Consider the following 16,856-nt stretch of genomic DNA (forward strand, 5'->3'; position numbering starts at 1 on the left):
CAGCGGCACCATCGCTGCCGGAGCAGATGTCAACGTGCGTGCCGGCAGTATCGATTCGCGCGGAACCGCTTGGGGCCGGAATCGATGCCAACGGGGCGGCCAACCAGCCCGGCAGTCTCGCCCTGGTTGCGGACGGCGCGGTTGCCGCTGTGGGACAGAACATCGCTACCGATCACATCGGCATCCAGGGCGCCAGCCTCCATCTGGCGGGAGCGCGCACCACTGCCGGCGGCAATGTCGACCTGACCGCCACGGCCGGGGATATCGATCATGCCGGCGCCAACCTGCTTGCCGGCGGCAGCAGCAATGTCAGCGCGGCCGGCGCGCTCAATAACAGGCAAGGCGAGATCCATGCCAATCAGCTGAACATCCATGCCGCCAATCTGGACAACCAGCAGGGCCGACTGATCCAGACCGGCGCGGCTGGCGGCAGCGTTGATGTTGCCAGCACGCTCGACAATCGCAACGGCGGCTTGTTGCAGACCAACGGCGATGATCTGACCCTGACACCGCAAACACTGCTCAACGACAGCGGGACCATTGCCCATGCCGGCAAGGGTGCGCTGACCATCGGCGCCACGGGCGGCAGCCTCGGCAGCAATCAAGGCGGTCCGGGCATGAGCGGCACCGGGCAAAGCGTCGTCGGCCCTGACGGCAAGCTGCCGAATCTGCAATTGCCGACCAACCAGCTCTATCAACTGCACCCGCAGCCGGGCCAGTCGTACCTGATCGTGACCGACCCGGCCTTCACCAATTATCAGCAGTTTCTCAGCAGCGACTACCTGCTGGGCCGGCTCGGCATCGATCCGCAAGCAGTGCAGAAACGTCTGGGCGACGGCTACTACGAACAACAGCTGATCACCAGCCAGGTCGCGCAACTGACGGGACGGCGCTACCTGGACGGCTACCGCAGCAACGAAGACGCCTACCGCGCACTGATGGATGCCGGCGTGGCCGCTGCCCAGCAGTTTCAGCTCACGCCCGGCGTCGCCCTGACCGATGCGCAAATGGCGGCGCTGACGTCCGATATCGTCTGGCTGGTGACGCAGACGGTCACGCTGCCGGACGGCAGCAGCACCGAAGTGCTGGCCCCGGTGCTGTACCTGGCGCGGGCCAATGCCGGCGATGTACGCGCCGACGGCGCCCTGATTGCCGGCCAGAACATCGATCTGAGCATCAACGGCTCGCTGGCCAACGGCGGCACGCTGCAGGCCGGCAGCAACCTGATCGTCAATGCCAGCGGCGACATCAGCAACAGCGGCCGCCTGCAAAGCACGGCCAAGGACGGCAACGGCACCGTCATCCTGGCTGCGCAAAACGACGTGCGCAGCAGCGGCAGCATCAGCGGCAACCGGGTCGGCATCCTGGCCGGACGCGACATCGACCTCGCCAGCACCACCAGCTCTGCGACCAGCAAAAACGGCAGCAACGTGGGTCTGAACCAGATCGCCAGTGTCCGTGCCGATCAACTGAGCGTGCAAAGCGGGCGCGATATCAATTTGAATGGCGCCGCCATCAATACCACGGGTGATGCGGCCTTTGTTGCAGGACGCGATATCAATCTCAATACCGTCACGACGCAAGCGACATCGAACGTCAGCTATGGCAATCAGAATCATTTGAACGAAAGCCAGACCATCGCCAACGGCGCCAGCATGCAATCCGGCGGCAATATCACCCTGGCTGCCGGTCAGGATGTCAATGCCAATGCGGCGTATGTCAATGCGGATCAAGCGTTGACCGTTGCTGCCGGTCGTGACGTGAATATCACCTCAGCGCAGCAAACCTATAGCAAGGATCAGGAGATTTCCACCACCAGCAAAGGCATGCTGTCGTCATCGACTTATCACTACACCGATCAGCAGCAAGGTACGCAAGCGGTGGGTTCAACCTTCTCAGGTGATAGCGTCCAAGTCGTTGCGGGTAATGACATCAATGTCAAAGGTAGCAACGTGGTCGGCACGCATGACGTGACAGTTGCTGCCGGCAACAACGTCAACATCGTCGCCAGCCAAAACACCGCTGCGCAGAGCACCAGTTCGGAAGACAAGACTTCGGGCATGTTCAGCAGCGGCGGCATTGGCTTCACAGCGGGAAGTAAAGAACAGCAGAATACGCAAACCAGTCATCAGCTGACGCACAACGTCAGCATGATTGGCAGTACAGACGGCAATGTCGTGATTCAGGCCGGGAATGCGTATACGCAAACCGGCAGCAATGTCCTCACGCCCAAAGGCGATACCACGATCGTCGCCAGGTCGGTCGATATCAATGCGGCGATTGACACCAGCAACGCGACGCAAGACAGTAAATCAAAACAAAGCGGCATCACTGTTGCGGTGACCAATCCGATCATCTCTGCAGTACAAACCGGCCAACAGATGAGTCGTGCATCGGGCAACACGGACGATGCACGCATGAAAGTATTGGCTGGGGCTGCCACAGCGTTAGCCGGTTACAACGCCGCCAACGACATCGCGGCCAATCCCGCCACTGCCGGTGGCGTGACTTTGAGTGTCAGTGCAGGCACCAGCAAAAGCGAAAGTCATGCGCAACAACACAGCAGCACGGCCCAAGGCAGCAACATTGCCGCTGGCGGCAACGTCAATATCATCGCTACCGGCGGTGGACAGGCCAGCAATATCCATGTGAGTGGCTCGAATATCAGTGCGGGCAGCAACGCCAATCTGATTGCCGACAACAATATCCATTTACAAGCTTCGCAAAACACGTTCGAGCAGCACAGCGACAACACATCGAGCAGCGGTTCGATAGGCATCAGTGTCGGCACCAATAGCGGTTTCGCTGTTACCGCCAGTGCAGCCCAAGGGCGCGGCAATGCTGACGGCCAAGACATCACCAACAACAATACCCACGTCACCGCAGGCAATCAGCTCACCCTCGTCTCCGGCGGCGATACCAATCTGATCGGCGCCGTCGCCAGCGCCAATAAGGTGCTGGCCGATGTGGGCGGCAATCTGCATATCGAAAGCCTGCAAGATGCCAGCACCTACAACAGCGCACAGAAAAACACCGGCATTGGCGTCACGATTCCAGTTGGCGCAGGGGCAGCTGGCGTCAATATCAGCACCGGCAACAGCGGCGTCAATAGCCATTACCAAAGCGTCACCGAACAATCGGGCATCAAGGCAGGCGATGGCGGCTTCGATGTGAAGGTCGCAGGCAACACCAACCTGGTCGGTGGCGTCATTGCCAGCACCGACAAGGCTGTGCAAGAGGCGAAGAACAGCTTTACGAGCGGCTCACTGACGCACAGCGATCTGCAAAACCAGGCTGCTTACGATGCCAAATCCACCAGCATCAGCGCCGGCGTTGGCACCCAACCGGCAGGCAATCAAGGCGCAGGCGTTGGTTTAGGCAGCGAGCAAGGCAGCGCCAACAGCACAACGCACAGCGGCATCAGCGGCATGGCCGGCAACACCGCCGTGCGCAGCGACGATGCAGAAACCGGCATCGGCAAAATCTTTGATCAGGACAAGGTGCAAAAGAACATCGACGCCCAGACGCAGATCACGTTGGCGTTTAGCCAGCAGGCGCCGAAAGCGATTGGGACGTTTGCAGGAAACCAAGCCGATCAGCTCAAGCAGCAAGCCAACAACGAAAGCGATCCTGATAAAAAGGCAGCCCTGCTTGCCGATGCGGCGAAATGGGAGGAAGGCGGTATCTACCGTGTTGCCCTGCACACGGCTGCGGGAGCGTTAGGCGGCGGCGTCGGTGGGGCATTAGGTGCAGGAGCAACGGCGAGTGCCGCCCCACTCCTCGGTGAACTGCAGGCCAATGTGACACAAAGTCTGATTGCCTCCGGCATGAGCCCGGAAGCGGCGCAATTGGCTGCACAGACGATTGCCATGGGCACGGCGGCGGGATTGGGGGCGGTAGCGGGTGGCGGTAGTGCGGCTGGGGCGGGGATGGGGTTGGTGGTTGACGCTAATAATCGGCAGTTGCATCCGACAGAAACTGATCTGATTAAGAAAAATGCAGCGCGATTTGCGAAAGAAATCTACGGTACAGACAATCCGACGCAGGAACAGATTACTGCTGCTACGTCGCTGCTTGCCAACACCGCGCAATATCTGGTCGATTACAACCTTGGTTACAACGTCCCGCATTCTGCACAGGCCGAAGCGTTCTTGCATACGTTGCAAGCAGAATACAGTGCGACCAGCCCGAATCTGTCTATTGGGAATGGTCAGTATTTGTTCTATGCGACACCTGACCAGATGAATTCACCATATATCAACAGCGGTAACGTTGACCCAAGCATTGCTAATTTGATTGCTAAGAATCCGATCACAACGCCATCGACTAACCCTGTGTATTCGGCGAGCAATCCTTACACGCCAGCTAATGCTTGTATTTCTGCTGAGTGTATTCCGGTGGGAAAACCGGGGACTGGCCTAGATTATTTGTCGGTATCAGCTAACTTCTATTTGTTCTCTGGTGGTGGTGTAGTTAACTTGCACAATGGTGATATGTTTGGGCAATGGGGATTGGGGCGGTCTTATCCGGGGTACTCAATAAAACCGGGTATATCAATTGTTGCCGGAAATATTATAGGTGGAGCTAGCGCGCAATCGACAAGCAATTTTTTACAAGGTGCGGGAGCTTCAGGAGCATTCTATTACCCCGTCCCTGCCTTTCCAGTAATTGGGGCTGGTGGTGGACTAAATCATGGTTATGGTGGGCAAACATCTATTGAAGGTGGATTTAGCTTTCCTCCCGGAGCTGGTGTAACTCCCGTAGGCTATGGATTTGAAATCAATAAGAAAAAGGAGCAATGATATGGCAGGTCCAAATCTCAGCGATGAACAATACAAAAAATTACCTCAATGGGGAAAAATAATTTACTGGATTATTGTTGCACTCATTCTTTCTATTTTTGTATATTTTTGCTTAAGAAATTTCAATATTGTTTAATTGTTTTTAAATACAAAAATCCCCCTTCATCACCCAGTGGTAACTGGATGTCTGGTGTAGCTAACTCGGTTAAAAACGTAGCGACATTGCCCGGATTTGTGATCCGTTTTAATAGTTTGGTGTTCGGTAAAATCGTCGGTAGTGCTGCGCAAGCTGCAGTCAATTCACCATCTAAGCAATAATCGGAGAACACTATGCTTGACGGTTTTTGGTATGGGATATTTGGAGGCTTGTTCGGCCCTGTAATTGCTCAATGGCTGAGTCGGTTTAAATATTGGGTGATTTTTTTAGTAGGGACGATGGGTATGTATTTGGGGCTATTTATAGCGCTACTTTTCTCAGAAGGATTGCAATTTACTATTAAAGCGATGTTAAAAAATATCTTCACTCCTGCTGGGATTTTAGTTCCAATGGGCGCAGGTATCTTTGCTGTCTTCGTAGCATTCTTAGGCTCATTGAATTCCCCGAAGAAAAGTGATCATGGCAAAAATTGATAACGCTTTACGTTATAACCACCATGCCGGTGTCGGTACGCAGTCGGCAGATAATTAGGGCGCAGGCGTTGGTTTAGGCAGCGACAAAGGCAGCGCCGACAGCGTCACACAAAGCGGTATTAGCGGCATTGCAGGCAATACCGACGTGCGCAGTGACGACAAGGAAACCGGCATCGCCAACATATTTGATCAGGAAAAGGTGCAGAAGAACATCGATGCACAAACGCAGATCACGTTGGCGTTTAGTCAGCAGGCGCCGAAAGCGATTGGGACCTTTGCGGGTTGAGGTTTCCCTGAAATTTTGTCTTCCACACCAAGTTTCCCATGAATCACAATTTCACTTAAGGAAAAGAGTAATCCCCAATGAAGAAAATAAAATCCTTATTATTCCCGATGTTTCTATCTCTATTTCTTCTCGGCTGCGCCACTGCACCGCCTCATCTCGTACAAAAGCAGGCCAACCGATCTGCAATTGAAGCAACTCAGCGCATCGAGATTTTCTATCACCCCGATCAGGATTACCCCGTGATCGACGCCGGGGGATCGAGCTATGCCGGCCTGTCTGGCTTGTTAGGACCTATTGGCATGATTGCGGGATTGGGGGCACAAGTTGCGAGCAAGACTACGATGGTTGATCGCGCTCGCAGTCGTAGCGCTGATTTCACGAAGGCTGTGCACGCCGCTTCCGGTACGCATGACTTTACAGAGCAATTCGCTCAAAACCTGGCGGAGCAACTTCGTGTAACCGGGCGGGAGGTTAAGCTGACTAAGATCGAGCGTCCTCAGGGCGATGCTGCGTTATCCAAGAGCATGGCCAAGGATATGGTGTTCACACTAGGTTACACAGCACTTGTATTACGTACTTCAAAGAGCTATGTGGCAGAAAGCGCTACCAGCAGTTATCGACCGGTCGTCATTGTGGAGTTCGCTCTTATGAGCACTCCTCAGAAACCGTTAATTGAGAGCCGTCTGTCGAACATGCTTGATAAGCCAACATATATCACTTACAGCGGTCTTTTAGCTGATGCCAAGCAGGCGGCAGAAGCGCTGGACAACGGGCTGCTGGCACTGGTACCACAAGTTCAACGCGCGGTTTTTGACATGAGCGAACTCTCCAGCCGCTAACAATCGGCGGTTGCATCTGACTGAAAAGAGTTCATCAAAAACAATGCGGCACGCTATGCCGCCCGAAAGGGCATTTCGGTTGAGCAGGCTGTGCAGGAATTGACGGATCAAGCGAATCGTCGGGTGCATTCCGGATCGCCAGGAGCATGGGATCAAAGTGCAAAGGAATTTTTATCGGAAATCGGACATGGCATGTTGCCTGCGGAAGGCAATAGTGGCCCCAGCTACATGTTCTATGCTACACCGGATCAGACGGCCAATCCGAATAGGTACGCCGAATATGGCAAACAGAACACGCGATAATTTTCTAAGGCATTAACCGAAGCAGACCGCATAAGCCGGCGGCAGGTTGCTGCTTAGCGATTGCCAGGCATCGCCGCCATTTTCGGACAGCCAGACGCCGCCGGTGGTCGATGCCATCAGCAGGGTGCGGCCATCGTCCGCCACCGCCAGCCCGTGCCGGTATATCAGGTCGTAGCAATGCTGCTGAGGCAGGCCGGTGCGCAGCACGCTGAACGATTTGCCGCCGTCGACAGTGCGCGTGACTGCCAGCGCTGCATCGACCGGGATGCGGGTCTGATCTGCCACGGCAGGGACGAACCAGGCGGTGTCGCCATCGTTCGGATGGACTGCCACCGCGAAGCCGAAATTCGATAACGGTACTTCGTTGATTTCCTGCCAGTCGGCGCCGGCATTGGTCGAGCGCCAGATGCCGTTGTGATGCTGGCACCACAATTTATCCGGTGCGCCGGCGGCCCGCACGATCCGATGCGGGTCCTGGATGCGTTGGTCGTCGGCCCGTTCCGGCGGCATGTAGGTGGCGCGCATGCCTTTGGCGCTGGGGGACCAGCTGGCGCCGGCGTCATGCGTGACCCAGGCGCCGCCGCAGGAAATGCCGACCAGGATATGGCGGCTGTCGCGCGGATCGACGCAGATGCTGTGCAGGCCCGGCACATCGTAGCCGCCGCCGAACCATTCGCTGCGCTCGGGGGCCTCCCACAAAGACTGCACCAAGGTCCATGAAGCACCGCGGTCGGGTGAACGAAACAAGCCGCCCGGCAGGGTTCCGGCCCAGAGCACGCCAGGCTCGTCGGCGCCGCCGCAAGCCAGCGACCAGATGAATCTGAGCGTCCAGTCAACCGGGTCCGCACTGTCTGCCGGCTTGATGGGATAGCTGGGAGCGGCAATTTCCGTCCACTGCTCGGAACCGGCGTCGCGGCGATGCAGTTTCACGCCGAAGTGGCCGAGATTGAGCGCCGCGTAGACCGATCCGTCGCGTGGATCCGGCAACATCATCGAGACCGGCTCGCCGAGAAACGCAGTGGCCGCGAAGTCCCATTTTTCTGCGCGGCGCAGCAATTCGAATAATCCCTTGCGAGTGGCAATCCAGGCGCGGTCACTCATGATCAACCTCCGGAAAGTGCTTGCAGAACGTGAACCGTACTCCCGGTCCCGAGCGGGACGTCAAGGTGGATACGGTCACGCACGGTATGGCCGTCGATGAAAACGGCGACATTCGGCCGCAGCCGGCCCTGGTCGTCGAGCACATAGCTGCGCAGGCGCGGATTGGCCGAGAACGCACTCTCCAGTCCGGCACGCAGGGTGGCGGCGTCGGTGTGAATCTCCGGCGCGTCGGTAAAACGCGCCAGCTGGCTGGTAAAAATAAGAGTCGCCATGGCGTCTCCAGGGTTGTCGGGCGAGGTCGTTTCGTACTCGAACTGTCGAGCAGACGGGGCGTCCGCAGGAAGAATATTTTGATATGAAAAGCAGAAATAAGCTATCTCAATTTCAGATTCGACTCATACACGCTCCCTCGTTTATCTCTTAGCATTTTAGCCATATAGCAGAGCGCTTCCGATCCAGCCGGGATCACAAGGCGCCACAAAAAGATCTGCACTGCACCCGCAGGCTGTGCGGATGTTCACAAATAAAATACTACCTTAGGAGTAAAAAATGAGAGAACGCATTGCCACATTTCCAAAATTGATAGCTTTTTCCGTCATTGCAGCATTGGCGGCGCCTGTGATGGCGCAGCAAGCCGGTGATACTGTCATCAGTGCCGGATGGGCGCATATTGCACCGCAAGACTCCAGCGAGCCGCTGAAAATCAGCGGCAATGCGATCCACGACTCCGGCGCCAGTGTCGCCAACGCCGATACCCTGGCTTTGCAAATCACGCATTTCCTGACCGATCATTTCGCCGTCAGCGCTGATATGGGAATTCCGCCGACATTCAAGCTTGCCGGTGAAGGGGCGTTGGAGAGAGTCGGGCAAATCGGCACAGCCAAGCTGTGGAGCCCGGCTTTGCTGGCCAAGTATTATTTCGGCGATGCCCGGAGCAAATTCCGGCCCTTCGTTGGAGTCGGGGCAGCCTACGTCTGGTACTCCGATATCAGGACCACAGATAAATTCGTCCAGGCTCTCAGCGGAATGACGGCCGGTAATACGAGCAGCCCTACCAGTGTGAGTCTGAGCAATTCGCTGGCGCCGGTCGCCAATATTGGTCTCGCTTACAATTTCGACAAAAACTGGTCTGCGAATTTTTCAGTGTCGTACGTGAAATTGAAAACTGCGGCCGAACTGACTACGCAAACCCCCGCTGGCCCGGTGTACAGCACGACCAAGCTGACGCTGGATCCGATCGTCACGCTGTTGACTGTCGGTTATCGTTTCTGATTTTTCTGCTTTCGGCTCGGCACACGGATAAATAAAGAGAGCGTCCTTTTCTATCTGAAGGCGTTCGCGCTGCATTTTTCCGGTCGAGCCTGAGGCTGAAACTTACTCTTCCGCTATGGCACGTCATCGGCATTGCCGATGGGGCGCTCGCCGGGATTGATTGTCACTATAATGAGGCGGTCATCGATCCCTGCGAGCGCCCCGCTTGAAAACCTCCCGCCGCCAACCGCTATACCAACGCCTGGCCGAGCAGGTAACTGCTTCCGTGCACAGCGGCGTATTACGGCCCGGCGATCGTGTCAGTTCGGTGCGGCAGGCCAGCCAGCAGCATGGGCTGAGCATCACGACCGTGGTGCGCGCCTATGAGTTGCTGGAGAGCAGCGGGATCATCGAAAGCCATCCGCAGTCGGGTTATTTTGTGCGGCCGCAGTTTGGCCGCATCGGTGCCGCACCGGCGCCGGTGTCGTTATCCGGGCAGGCTTCTCCGGCGGAGCCCGGGCGCTCGGAGCCGTTGCCGGTGTCGGCTGAAGTGGATGTCAGCCGCCATGTGCTGGCGACGCTCAAATCGATACATCAGAACGATGCGATTCCGCTCGGCTCGCCGTATCCCGATCCGGCCCTGTTCCCGGCGCGCCGCATCAGCCAGTACAACGGCGCGATCCTGCGCAGCGGCGGCCCGCTCGGCGTGCTGGACGATTTGCCGCCCGGCCATCCGGATTTGATCCGGCAGATTGTCAGGCGGCACCTGGAAACCGGGCTGAGCGTCGATGCCGGCGATGTGGTGGTGACGGTCGGCGCCACCGAAGCCATCAACCTGTGCCTGCAGGCCGTAGCGAAAGCCGGCGATACGATTGCCGTGGAATCGCCGACTTTCTATGCGATGTTGCATGCGATCGAACGGCTCGGCATGCGCGCCATCGAAATACCGACCGATCCGCGGCAAGGGATGGATATCGGCGCATTGAAAACCATCATGCAAACGCAGCCGATTGCCGCTTGCATGGTGATGCCGAATTTCCAGAATCCGCTGGGCTTTGAAATGCCTGAGGAAAACAAGCGCCAGCTGGTCGAACTGGGCGCACTCTACAACATGCCGATCATCGAGAACGGCGTCTACAACGAACTGTATTTCGGCAATGCGCACCCGAGCGTGCTGAAGGCCTACGACAAGCGCGGCATGGTGCTGTACTGCTCTTCGTTTTCCAAGAGCCTGACATCGGCCTACCGCATCGGCTGGACGCTGCCGGGGCGTTACCGGGCGCAGGTCGAGAAACTGAAATTCCTCAATACGCTGAGCACTTCAAGCCTGCCGCAGCGGGCGATCGCCGCCTATCTGACTGCCGGCGGCTACGACCGCCACCTACGCCGGGTGCGCCGCACCTTGCAGCAGCGCTGCGACATCATGAGCGCCTTCGTCGGCCGCTTTTTTCCGGCCGGCACCCGCATCACGCGGCCCAGCGGCGGTTATGTGCTGTGGATAGAACTGCCATCGGCGATTGATTCCATGGTGCTCTACCGGCAGGCGCTGGCGGAGGGGATCACGATTGCGCCGGGGCGGTTGTTTTCAACTTCGGATGCCTATCGCAGTTTCATCCGCCTCAATTACAGCTACAGTTGGACGCTGCAGATCGAGCAGGCTTTGCGCCGGCTGAGTGAGTTGGCGGCGGCTATGCCGGAGTGATGTCCGCCAGCATCTCGCCCAGCCGGCGCATTGTGGCGTTGCGCTATCAGAGTCATCTGGGGTCAGAGTCGACTTTCGCGGCGTTTTATCGCGAAACTCGACTCTGACCCCACATGACGGATTCGGAGAAAAACAGGGTGTGCAGAGCGGCTTTTTTAACGCGACACGGCATATACTCCGTGGCCCGCTAAGTGGGGTCAGAGTGAAGTTTTTGCAAAAGGCGCGCAGAAAATTCACTCTGACCCCAGTTAGCTGCATAGGTTAAGCGCCACGAAAACCGGGTGGCGGTTTGTCGTGTTTTATGAAATTTCAAAAATCTACGTTGGCGCTCTGACTCTCATCCAGCGCATCGAAAATCGCCATGCCGTAAGGCGTCAAGGCGGCGCGTCCGGTGCCATCTTCGTTGACGGCGACGCCGACAATTTCCGCATCTTCCAGCGCACTCAGATGACGCCGCAGCGTGCTCATGCGCAGTTCGGTGCGCTTGCTGAGCCTGGCCAGCGACAGGCCGGGCTCGCCGCGATGGCTGTCCTGATCGCTGGCGTCGGCATGCAGCGCCGACAGGATCAGCAGCACGGCGTCGTCGATTTCATTTTCCAGTATCAGCATCGGATCACGCGGCCAGCTGCAAGGAGCGGCGCAGCAGCACCGGGATCGACTTGGACGTCGGCGTGCGCGCCTTGTCGGCAAAGCTGTTGAGCGGCACCAGCGGATTGGTTTCCGGATAGTAGCTGCTGATGCAGCCGCGCGGGATGTCGTATTCCACCAGCAGGAAACGGTCGGCGCGGCGCTCGATGCCATCCTCCCAGACGCCGATCAGATCGACCCAGTCGCCGGCCTTGAAGCCGAGCATGGCGATATCGAGCGGATTGGCAAACACCACGCGGCGCTGGCCGAACACGCCGCGATAACGGTCGTCCATGCCGTAGATGGTGGTGTTGTACTGGTCGTGCGAACGGGTCGTCATCAGGATCATCAACTCGGGGCCATGCTGGCGCCGCGCGCGGTGGATCGGCGTGTCCTTGGGAATCGCCAGGGTCTTGAACTGGGCGCGCCCGCTGGCGGTCTTCCAGACCCGTTCGCGCGAAGCGACACCCAGGTGGAAGCCGCCGGGCTGGGCGATGCGCGCGTTGTAGTCCTTGAAAGCGTCGTACACTTTTTCGATATCGTCGCGGATCAGGGCGTAGTTCTTGACATACTCCAGCCACTGGATGCGGCTCTCCTTGAGCGTCGCGTGCGCCAGGCGCGCGACGATGTCGATTTCCGACAAACAGGTCTTGGCGACCGGCTTGTTGATGCCGTACGAAACGTGCACCATGCTCATCGAGTCTTCCACCGTCACGCCTTGGGCGCCGCTTTCCTGCATGTCGATCTCGGTGCGGCCCATGGTCGGCAGGATCAGTGCATCCTTGCCGTGGATCAGGTGGCTGCGGTTGAGCTTGGTGGTGATGTGCACGGTCAGCGCGCAGGATTGCAGCGCCTGCCAGGTGTGCGGCGTGTCCGGCGTCGCCATGGCGAAGTTGCCGCCGAGGCCGATGAAGACCTTGACCTGGCCTTGCAGCATGGCCTCGATGGTGCCGACCACATCCAGGCCATGCTCGCGCGGAGGCTTGAAGCCGTACACCTTTTCGATGCGGTCGAGGAAAGCCGCGGTCGGCTTTTCATCGATGCCGACCGTGCGGTCGCCCTGCACGTTGGAATGGCCGCGCACCGGGCACAGGCCGGCGCCAGGGCGGCCGATATTGCCGCGCAAGAGCATCAGGTTGGACACCATCTGGATGGTGTCGACGCCATGCTTGTGCTGGGTCAGGCCCATGCCCCAGGTCGCGATGACGTTCTTGCCGCGCACGTAGACCTGCGTCAGCTGTTCGATATCGTCGCGGCTGACGCCGGATTCGGTGATGATGTCGTCCCAGCTCTCGGCGCGGATATCGGCGGCGAACTCGTCGAAGTAAGCAGTGTGTTCGGCAATGAACTGGACATCGATGACGCGCTCTGCGTTGTTTTGCAGCGCCAGGTCGTCCAGCTCCAGCACGCGCTTGATCACGCCCTTGACCAGCGCCAGGTCGCCGCACAGGGTTGGGCGGATGAACATGTTGCTGATGGTGGTGCCCGCCCGCGACAGCATGTCGGACGGATGCTGCGGGCTGGAGAAGCGCTCCAGCCCACGCTCGCGCAAGGGATTGATGGAGACGATGGCGGCGCCGCGCTTGGCGCATTCGCGCAGCTCGCCCATCATGCGCGGATGGTTGGTGGCGGGATTCTGGCCAAAGATCAGGAAGGTGTCGGCCAGGTCGAAATCGTCCAGCGTCACCGTGCCTTTGCCGACGCCCACGGTTTCCGGCAAGCCGACGCTGGTCGGCTCGTGGCACATGTTGGAGCAGTCGGGAAAATTGTTGGTGCCGTACTCGCGCACGAACAATTGATAGAGAAACGCCGCTTCGTTGCTGGTGCGGCCGGAGGTGTAGAACGAAGCCTGGTTCGGGTCCGGCAGCGCGTTGAGATGATTGGCCATCAGCGCGAAGGCGTCCGGCCAGGAGATCGGCTGGTACTTGTCGCTGGCGGCGTGATAGACCATCGGCTCGGTCAGGCGGCCATGTTCTTCCAATTCGTAATCCGATTGCTGCAGCAGTTCAGCGACGCTGTGCTGGGCGAAGAAGGCGGCCGTGACGCGCTTGGAAGTGGCTTCCGCCGCCACCGCCTTGACGCCGTTCTCGCAGAATTCAAAGGTTGAGGCATGGTCGCGGTCCGGCCAGGCGCAGCCGGGACAGTCGAAGCCGTCCGGCTGGTTTTGCTTGAGCAGGGTGCGGATGCCGCCGCCCGGCACTTTTTCCTTCAGCAAATGCAGTGCGACATATTTCAGGGCGCCCCAGCCGCCGGCCGGATGGTTGTACTGCTCGATCTTCTCGTTGCTCAATGTTATTCCTTGTGACGCTGCCGAAGCCACGCGATGCCGATTGCGCAAAATGCGCAGGATAGGGTGGAGTGTAATTGGCGGTTCTCTACCCTGGCATATACAGTCAGCACGGTAGATTCAAAGCACAGTTACATTTTCAATTATATCTGTACTTGTTTATTGCATTAGAGGAAAACCTGAGGCGGGCACATGGGTATTGGGCGGATTTTGTGAATACTGCATTCAGGAATTGTGTCTATTTTTTGCTTTTGATTAACTTAAAATTAATGCGCCGCAGCCAGACAGGCGGCTCACAAACGATTGGCCGTCCAGGCTTATTCACAGTGCACGATCAACGGGGAGCGTGATGACGACACTTCATATCAACGGCAAGGCACACCAGGTAGATGCATCGCATCAAAAGCCGCTGCTGTGGGTCTTGCGCGACGAACTGGCCATGACCGGCACCAAATTCGGCTGCGGCGCGGCGCTGTGCGGCGCTTGCACCGTGCATGTGGATGGCTTGCCGGTGCGCTCTTGCGTGACGCCGGCAGCGGCGCTGGAAGGCAAGCAGATCACGACCATCGAAGCCATAGGCGCGCATCCGATCGGCAAGAAAGTGCAGCAAGCCTGGGAAGAATTGAACGTGCCGCAATGCGGCTACTGCCAGTCGGGCCAGGTGATGGCGGCGGTAGCCTTGCTGACCAGCATACCGAAGCCGAGCGACGCCGATATCGACCAGGCCATGTCGGGCAATATCTGCCGCTGCGACATGTATCCGCGCATCCGCGCTGCCGTGCACAGCGTCGCCGACAGTGGAGCGAAAAAATGAGCGTGACCAATCCTCCCTCTGATGCCGCTGCCGATTCGGTTTCCATCTCGCGCCGTGGATTTTTGCAGGTCAGCGCCCTGGTCGGCGGCGGCTTGCTGGTCGGCTGGCACATCAGCGCCACGATGCGCGGCGCCATGGCGGCCACGCCGGCTGCGGACGCCGTATTGCAGCCGAATGCCTTTGTCCGCATCACCCCGGATAACCTGGTTACCGTGATCGTCGGCCATACCGAAATGGGCCAGGGCGTGTCCACCGCCTTGCCGATGCTGGTGGCGGAAGAGCTGGACGCCGACTGGAACCTGGTGCGCTGGGAGCAGTCGCCGACGGCGCCGGCCTACGCCCATCCGCTCATGCACACCCAGCTGACCGGCGGCAGCATCACCACCATGGCGCAGTATGAGCCGCAGCGCAAGGCGGGCGCCGCGGTGCGCGCCATATTGCTGGCGGCCGCGGCCAAGCGCTGGAATGTCGACAGCGGCAGCCTGCATACCGACAAGAGCAGGGTGCTGCATGCGGCCAGCGGCCGTAGCGCCAGTTATGGCGAGCTGGCCTCGGAAGCGGCAGGACTGGCGGTGCCGGACAATGTGGCGCTGAAAGATCCGCGCAACTTCAAGATCATCGGCCGCCCGGTGCGGCGCCTGGACGGCAAGACCAAGTCGGACGGCAGCGCGAAATTCGGCATGGATGTCATGCTGCCCGGCATGCTTACCGCATTGATTGCACGGCCGCCGATTTTCAAGGGAGAGGTGCACAGCTTCGATGCCGGCAAGGCGCGCCAGGTTGCCGGCGTGCTGGGGGTGTACCAGGTGCCGGCCGGCATCGCGGTGGTCGCCAAGGATTTCTGGGCCGCCAAGCTGGGACGCGATGCGCTGGTGATCGAATGGGACGCGGTGGCCGGCGAGCGCGTGTCCTCGGATATGCAAGGCATCGTGTACCGGCAGCTGATGGAGGTCGCCGGCACGGTCGCGCGCAATGACGGCAATGTGGCCGATGCGCGCAAGGCTGCAAAGCAAAGCTTCACCGCCGACTATCAGTTTCCCTACCTGACACACGCCACCATGGAGCCTTTGCATGCGGTGTTCGATGTCCGCGCAGACGGCTGTGAGGTGTGGCTGGGCACGCAATGGCCGGGCGGCGACCAGCTGGCGATCGCTGGCGTGCTGGGGCTCAAGCCGGAGCAGGTCAAGCTGAACACCATGTTCACCGGCGGCGGCTTCGGCCGCCGTTCCAGCCTCGGCTTCGACGTCGTGGTCGATGCCGCGCATGTGGCCAAGGCGGTGGCCCAGGACCTGAAGCAGCCGGTGAAAGTGGTGTGGACCCGCGACCAGGATATCAAAGGCGGCTACTACCGTCCGGCGTCCTACTGCCGCCTGAGCGCGACCCTGGACGAGCAAGGCCAGGTGAGCTCCTGGACCGACCGCATCGCGGTGCAGTCGATCGGCGGCGGCACCATCATGGAACCGTTCATCGTCAAGGACGGCATCGATTCCTTGTCGACCGAAGGCGCCCAGGACATTCCCTACGCGATCCCGAACGTGATGGTGGACCTGCACACCACGCACTACCAGGTCCCGGTGCTGTGGATGCGCTCGGTAGGGCATTCGTTCAACGCCTATGCGGTGGAAACCTTCATCGACGAACTGGCGCATGCGGCAGGCAAGGATGTCTATCAGTTCCGGCGCGCGCTGCTGAAAAGCAAGCCGCGTCACCTGGGCGTGCTGGATGCGGTGGCAAAAGCCTGTGCCTGGCCGCAGCCGGCTGCAAACGGCGCGCATAGAGGCATCGTGGTGCACGATTCCTACGGCAGCTTTGTCGCCATGGCGGTCGAGGCCAGCGTCGGCAAGAACCGCAAGCTCATCGTGCACAAGGTCTGGTGCGCCATCGATTGCGGCGTGGTGGTCAACGCCGACCTGGTGCGGGCGCAGATGGAATCGAGCGTGGTGTTCGGTTTGTCGTCTGCCTTGTTTGGCGAGATCACTTTGAAGAACGGCATGGTCGAGCAGAGCAATTTCGACGACTACCCGGTGCTGCGCATGTACCAGACGCCGAAGATAGAGGTAGTGCTGGTGCCGAGCAGCGAGCATCCCGGCGGCGTCGGCGAGCCGGCCGTGGCTTGCGTTGCCCCGGCCTTGGCGAACGCCATATTTTTTGCGACCGGCGAGCGCATACGTTCGCTGCCCCTCAAGAATCACCAGTTCCAGATCGCATAGGGTG

The 16,856-nt window shown here is 59.0% G+C and carries 13 protein-coding genes; 8 read left to right on the plus strand and 5 right to left on the minus strand.

Annotated elements, in window-relative coordinates; genetic code table 11:
• Window positions 1-29: 29 nt before the first annotated feature.
• Window positions 30-1,007, minus strand: coding sequence for a hypothetical protein (locus tag AC07V8_RS21290; protein WP_494721494.1), 978 nt, complete (start codon window positions 1,005-1,007; stop codon window positions 30-32).
• Here AC07V8_RS21290 and AC07V8_RS21295 point away from each other — a divergent pair, their 5' ends adjacent.
• The 4 genes from AC07V8_RS21295 (at window position 1,008) to AC07V8_RS21310 (ending at window position 6,557) form a co-directional block, all read left to right on the plus strand.
• Complete coding sequence (locus AC07V8_RS21295; RefSeq protein ID WP_494721495.1) at window positions 1,008-4,802, plus strand: hemagglutinin repeat-containing protein; 3,795 nt, start codon at window positions 1,008-1,010, stop codon at window positions 4,800-4,802.
• Window positions 4,803-5,132: 330 nt separating this feature from the next.
• Window positions 5,133-5,432, plus strand: coding sequence for a hypothetical protein (locus AC07V8_RS21300; protein WP_494680164.1), 300 nt, complete (start codon window positions 5,133-5,135; stop codon window positions 5,430-5,432).
• 145 nt (window positions 5,433-5,577) lie between these two features.
• Window positions 5,578-5,718, plus strand: a complete 141-nt coding sequence (locus AC07V8_RS21305) for a hypothetical protein (protein ID WP_494680163.1) — start codon at window positions 5,578-5,580, stop codon at window positions 5,716-5,718.
• Window positions 5,719-5,795: 77 nt separating this feature from the next.
• Window positions 5,796-6,557, plus strand: coding sequence for a hypothetical protein (locus AC07V8_RS21310; RefSeq protein ID WP_494680162.1), 762 nt, complete (start codon window positions 5,796-5,798; stop codon window positions 6,555-6,557).
• A 315-nt stretch (window positions 6,558-6,872) separates the two neighbouring features.
• On the opposite strand, the gene AC07V8_RS21315 is transcribed toward AC07V8_RS21310, so the two are convergent.
• Both AC07V8_RS21315 and AC07V8_RS21320 read right to left on the minus strand, forming a co-directional pair.
• Window positions 6,873-7,961 (minus strand): WD40/YVTN/BNR-like repeat-containing protein, encoded by a 1,089-nt coding sequence (locus tag AC07V8_RS21315; RefSeq protein ID WP_494680161.1) that lies wholly within the window; start codon window positions 7,959-7,961, stop codon window positions 6,873-6,875.
• A gap of 2 nt (window positions 7,962-7,963) precedes the next feature.
• Entirely contained in the window at window positions 7,964-8,233 is a 270-nt protein-coding gene (locus AC07V8_RS21320) for a MoaD/ThiS family protein (RefSeq protein WP_494680160.1), read from the minus strand.
• Between the two features lie 277 nt (window positions 8,234-8,510).
• On the opposite strand from AC07V8_RS21320, the gene AC07V8_RS21325 reads away from it, so the two are divergent.
• Window positions 8,511-9,233, plus strand: coding sequence for an OmpW/AlkL family protein (locus tag AC07V8_RS21325; protein WP_494680159.1), 723 nt, complete (start codon window positions 8,511-8,513; stop codon window positions 9,231-9,233).
• Between the two features lie 205 nt (window positions 9,234-9,438).
• Window positions 9,439-10,914, plus strand: a complete 1,476-nt coding sequence (locus AC07V8_RS21330; protein ID WP_494680158.1) for an aminotransferase-like domain-containing protein — start codon at window positions 9,439-9,441, stop codon at window positions 10,912-10,914.
• 309 nt (window positions 10,915-11,223) lie between these two features.
• Here AC07V8_RS21330 and AC07V8_RS21335 read toward each other — a convergent pair whose 3' ends face one another.
• Together AC07V8_RS21335 and AC07V8_RS21340 are read right to left on the minus strand one after the other, a co-directional pair.
• Window positions 11,224-11,523, minus strand: a complete 300-nt coding sequence (locus AC07V8_RS21335; protein WP_494680157.1) for a helix-turn-helix domain-containing protein — start codon at window positions 11,521-11,523, stop codon at window positions 11,224-11,226.
• A 4-nt stretch (window positions 11,524-11,527) separates the two neighbouring features.
• On the minus strand, window positions 11,528-13,831 hold the full coding sequence (locus tag AC07V8_RS21340) for an FdhF/YdeP family oxidoreductase (protein ID WP_494680156.1): 2,304 nt from the start codon (window positions 13,829-13,831) through the stop codon (window positions 11,528-11,530).
• 346 nt (window positions 13,832-14,177) lie between these two features.
• Between AC07V8_RS21340 and AC07V8_RS21345 the strand changes: the two genes are divergently transcribed.
• Entirely contained in the window at window positions 14,178-14,642 is a 465-nt protein-coding gene (locus tag AC07V8_RS21345) for a (2Fe-2S)-binding protein (RefSeq protein WP_494680155.1), read from the plus strand.
• Complete coding sequence (locus tag AC07V8_RS21350) at window positions 14,639-16,852, plus strand: xanthine dehydrogenase family protein molybdopterin-binding subunit (protein WP_494680154.1); 2,214 nt, start codon at window positions 14,639-14,641, stop codon at window positions 16,850-16,852. Before AC07V8_RS21345 ends, AC07V8_RS21350 begins: the two co-directional genes overlap by 4 nt.
• Window positions 16,853-16,856 lie beyond the last annotated feature (4 nt).

The sequence above is a fragment of the Collimonas sp. GW821-FHT02H07 genome (assembly GCF_059421505.1).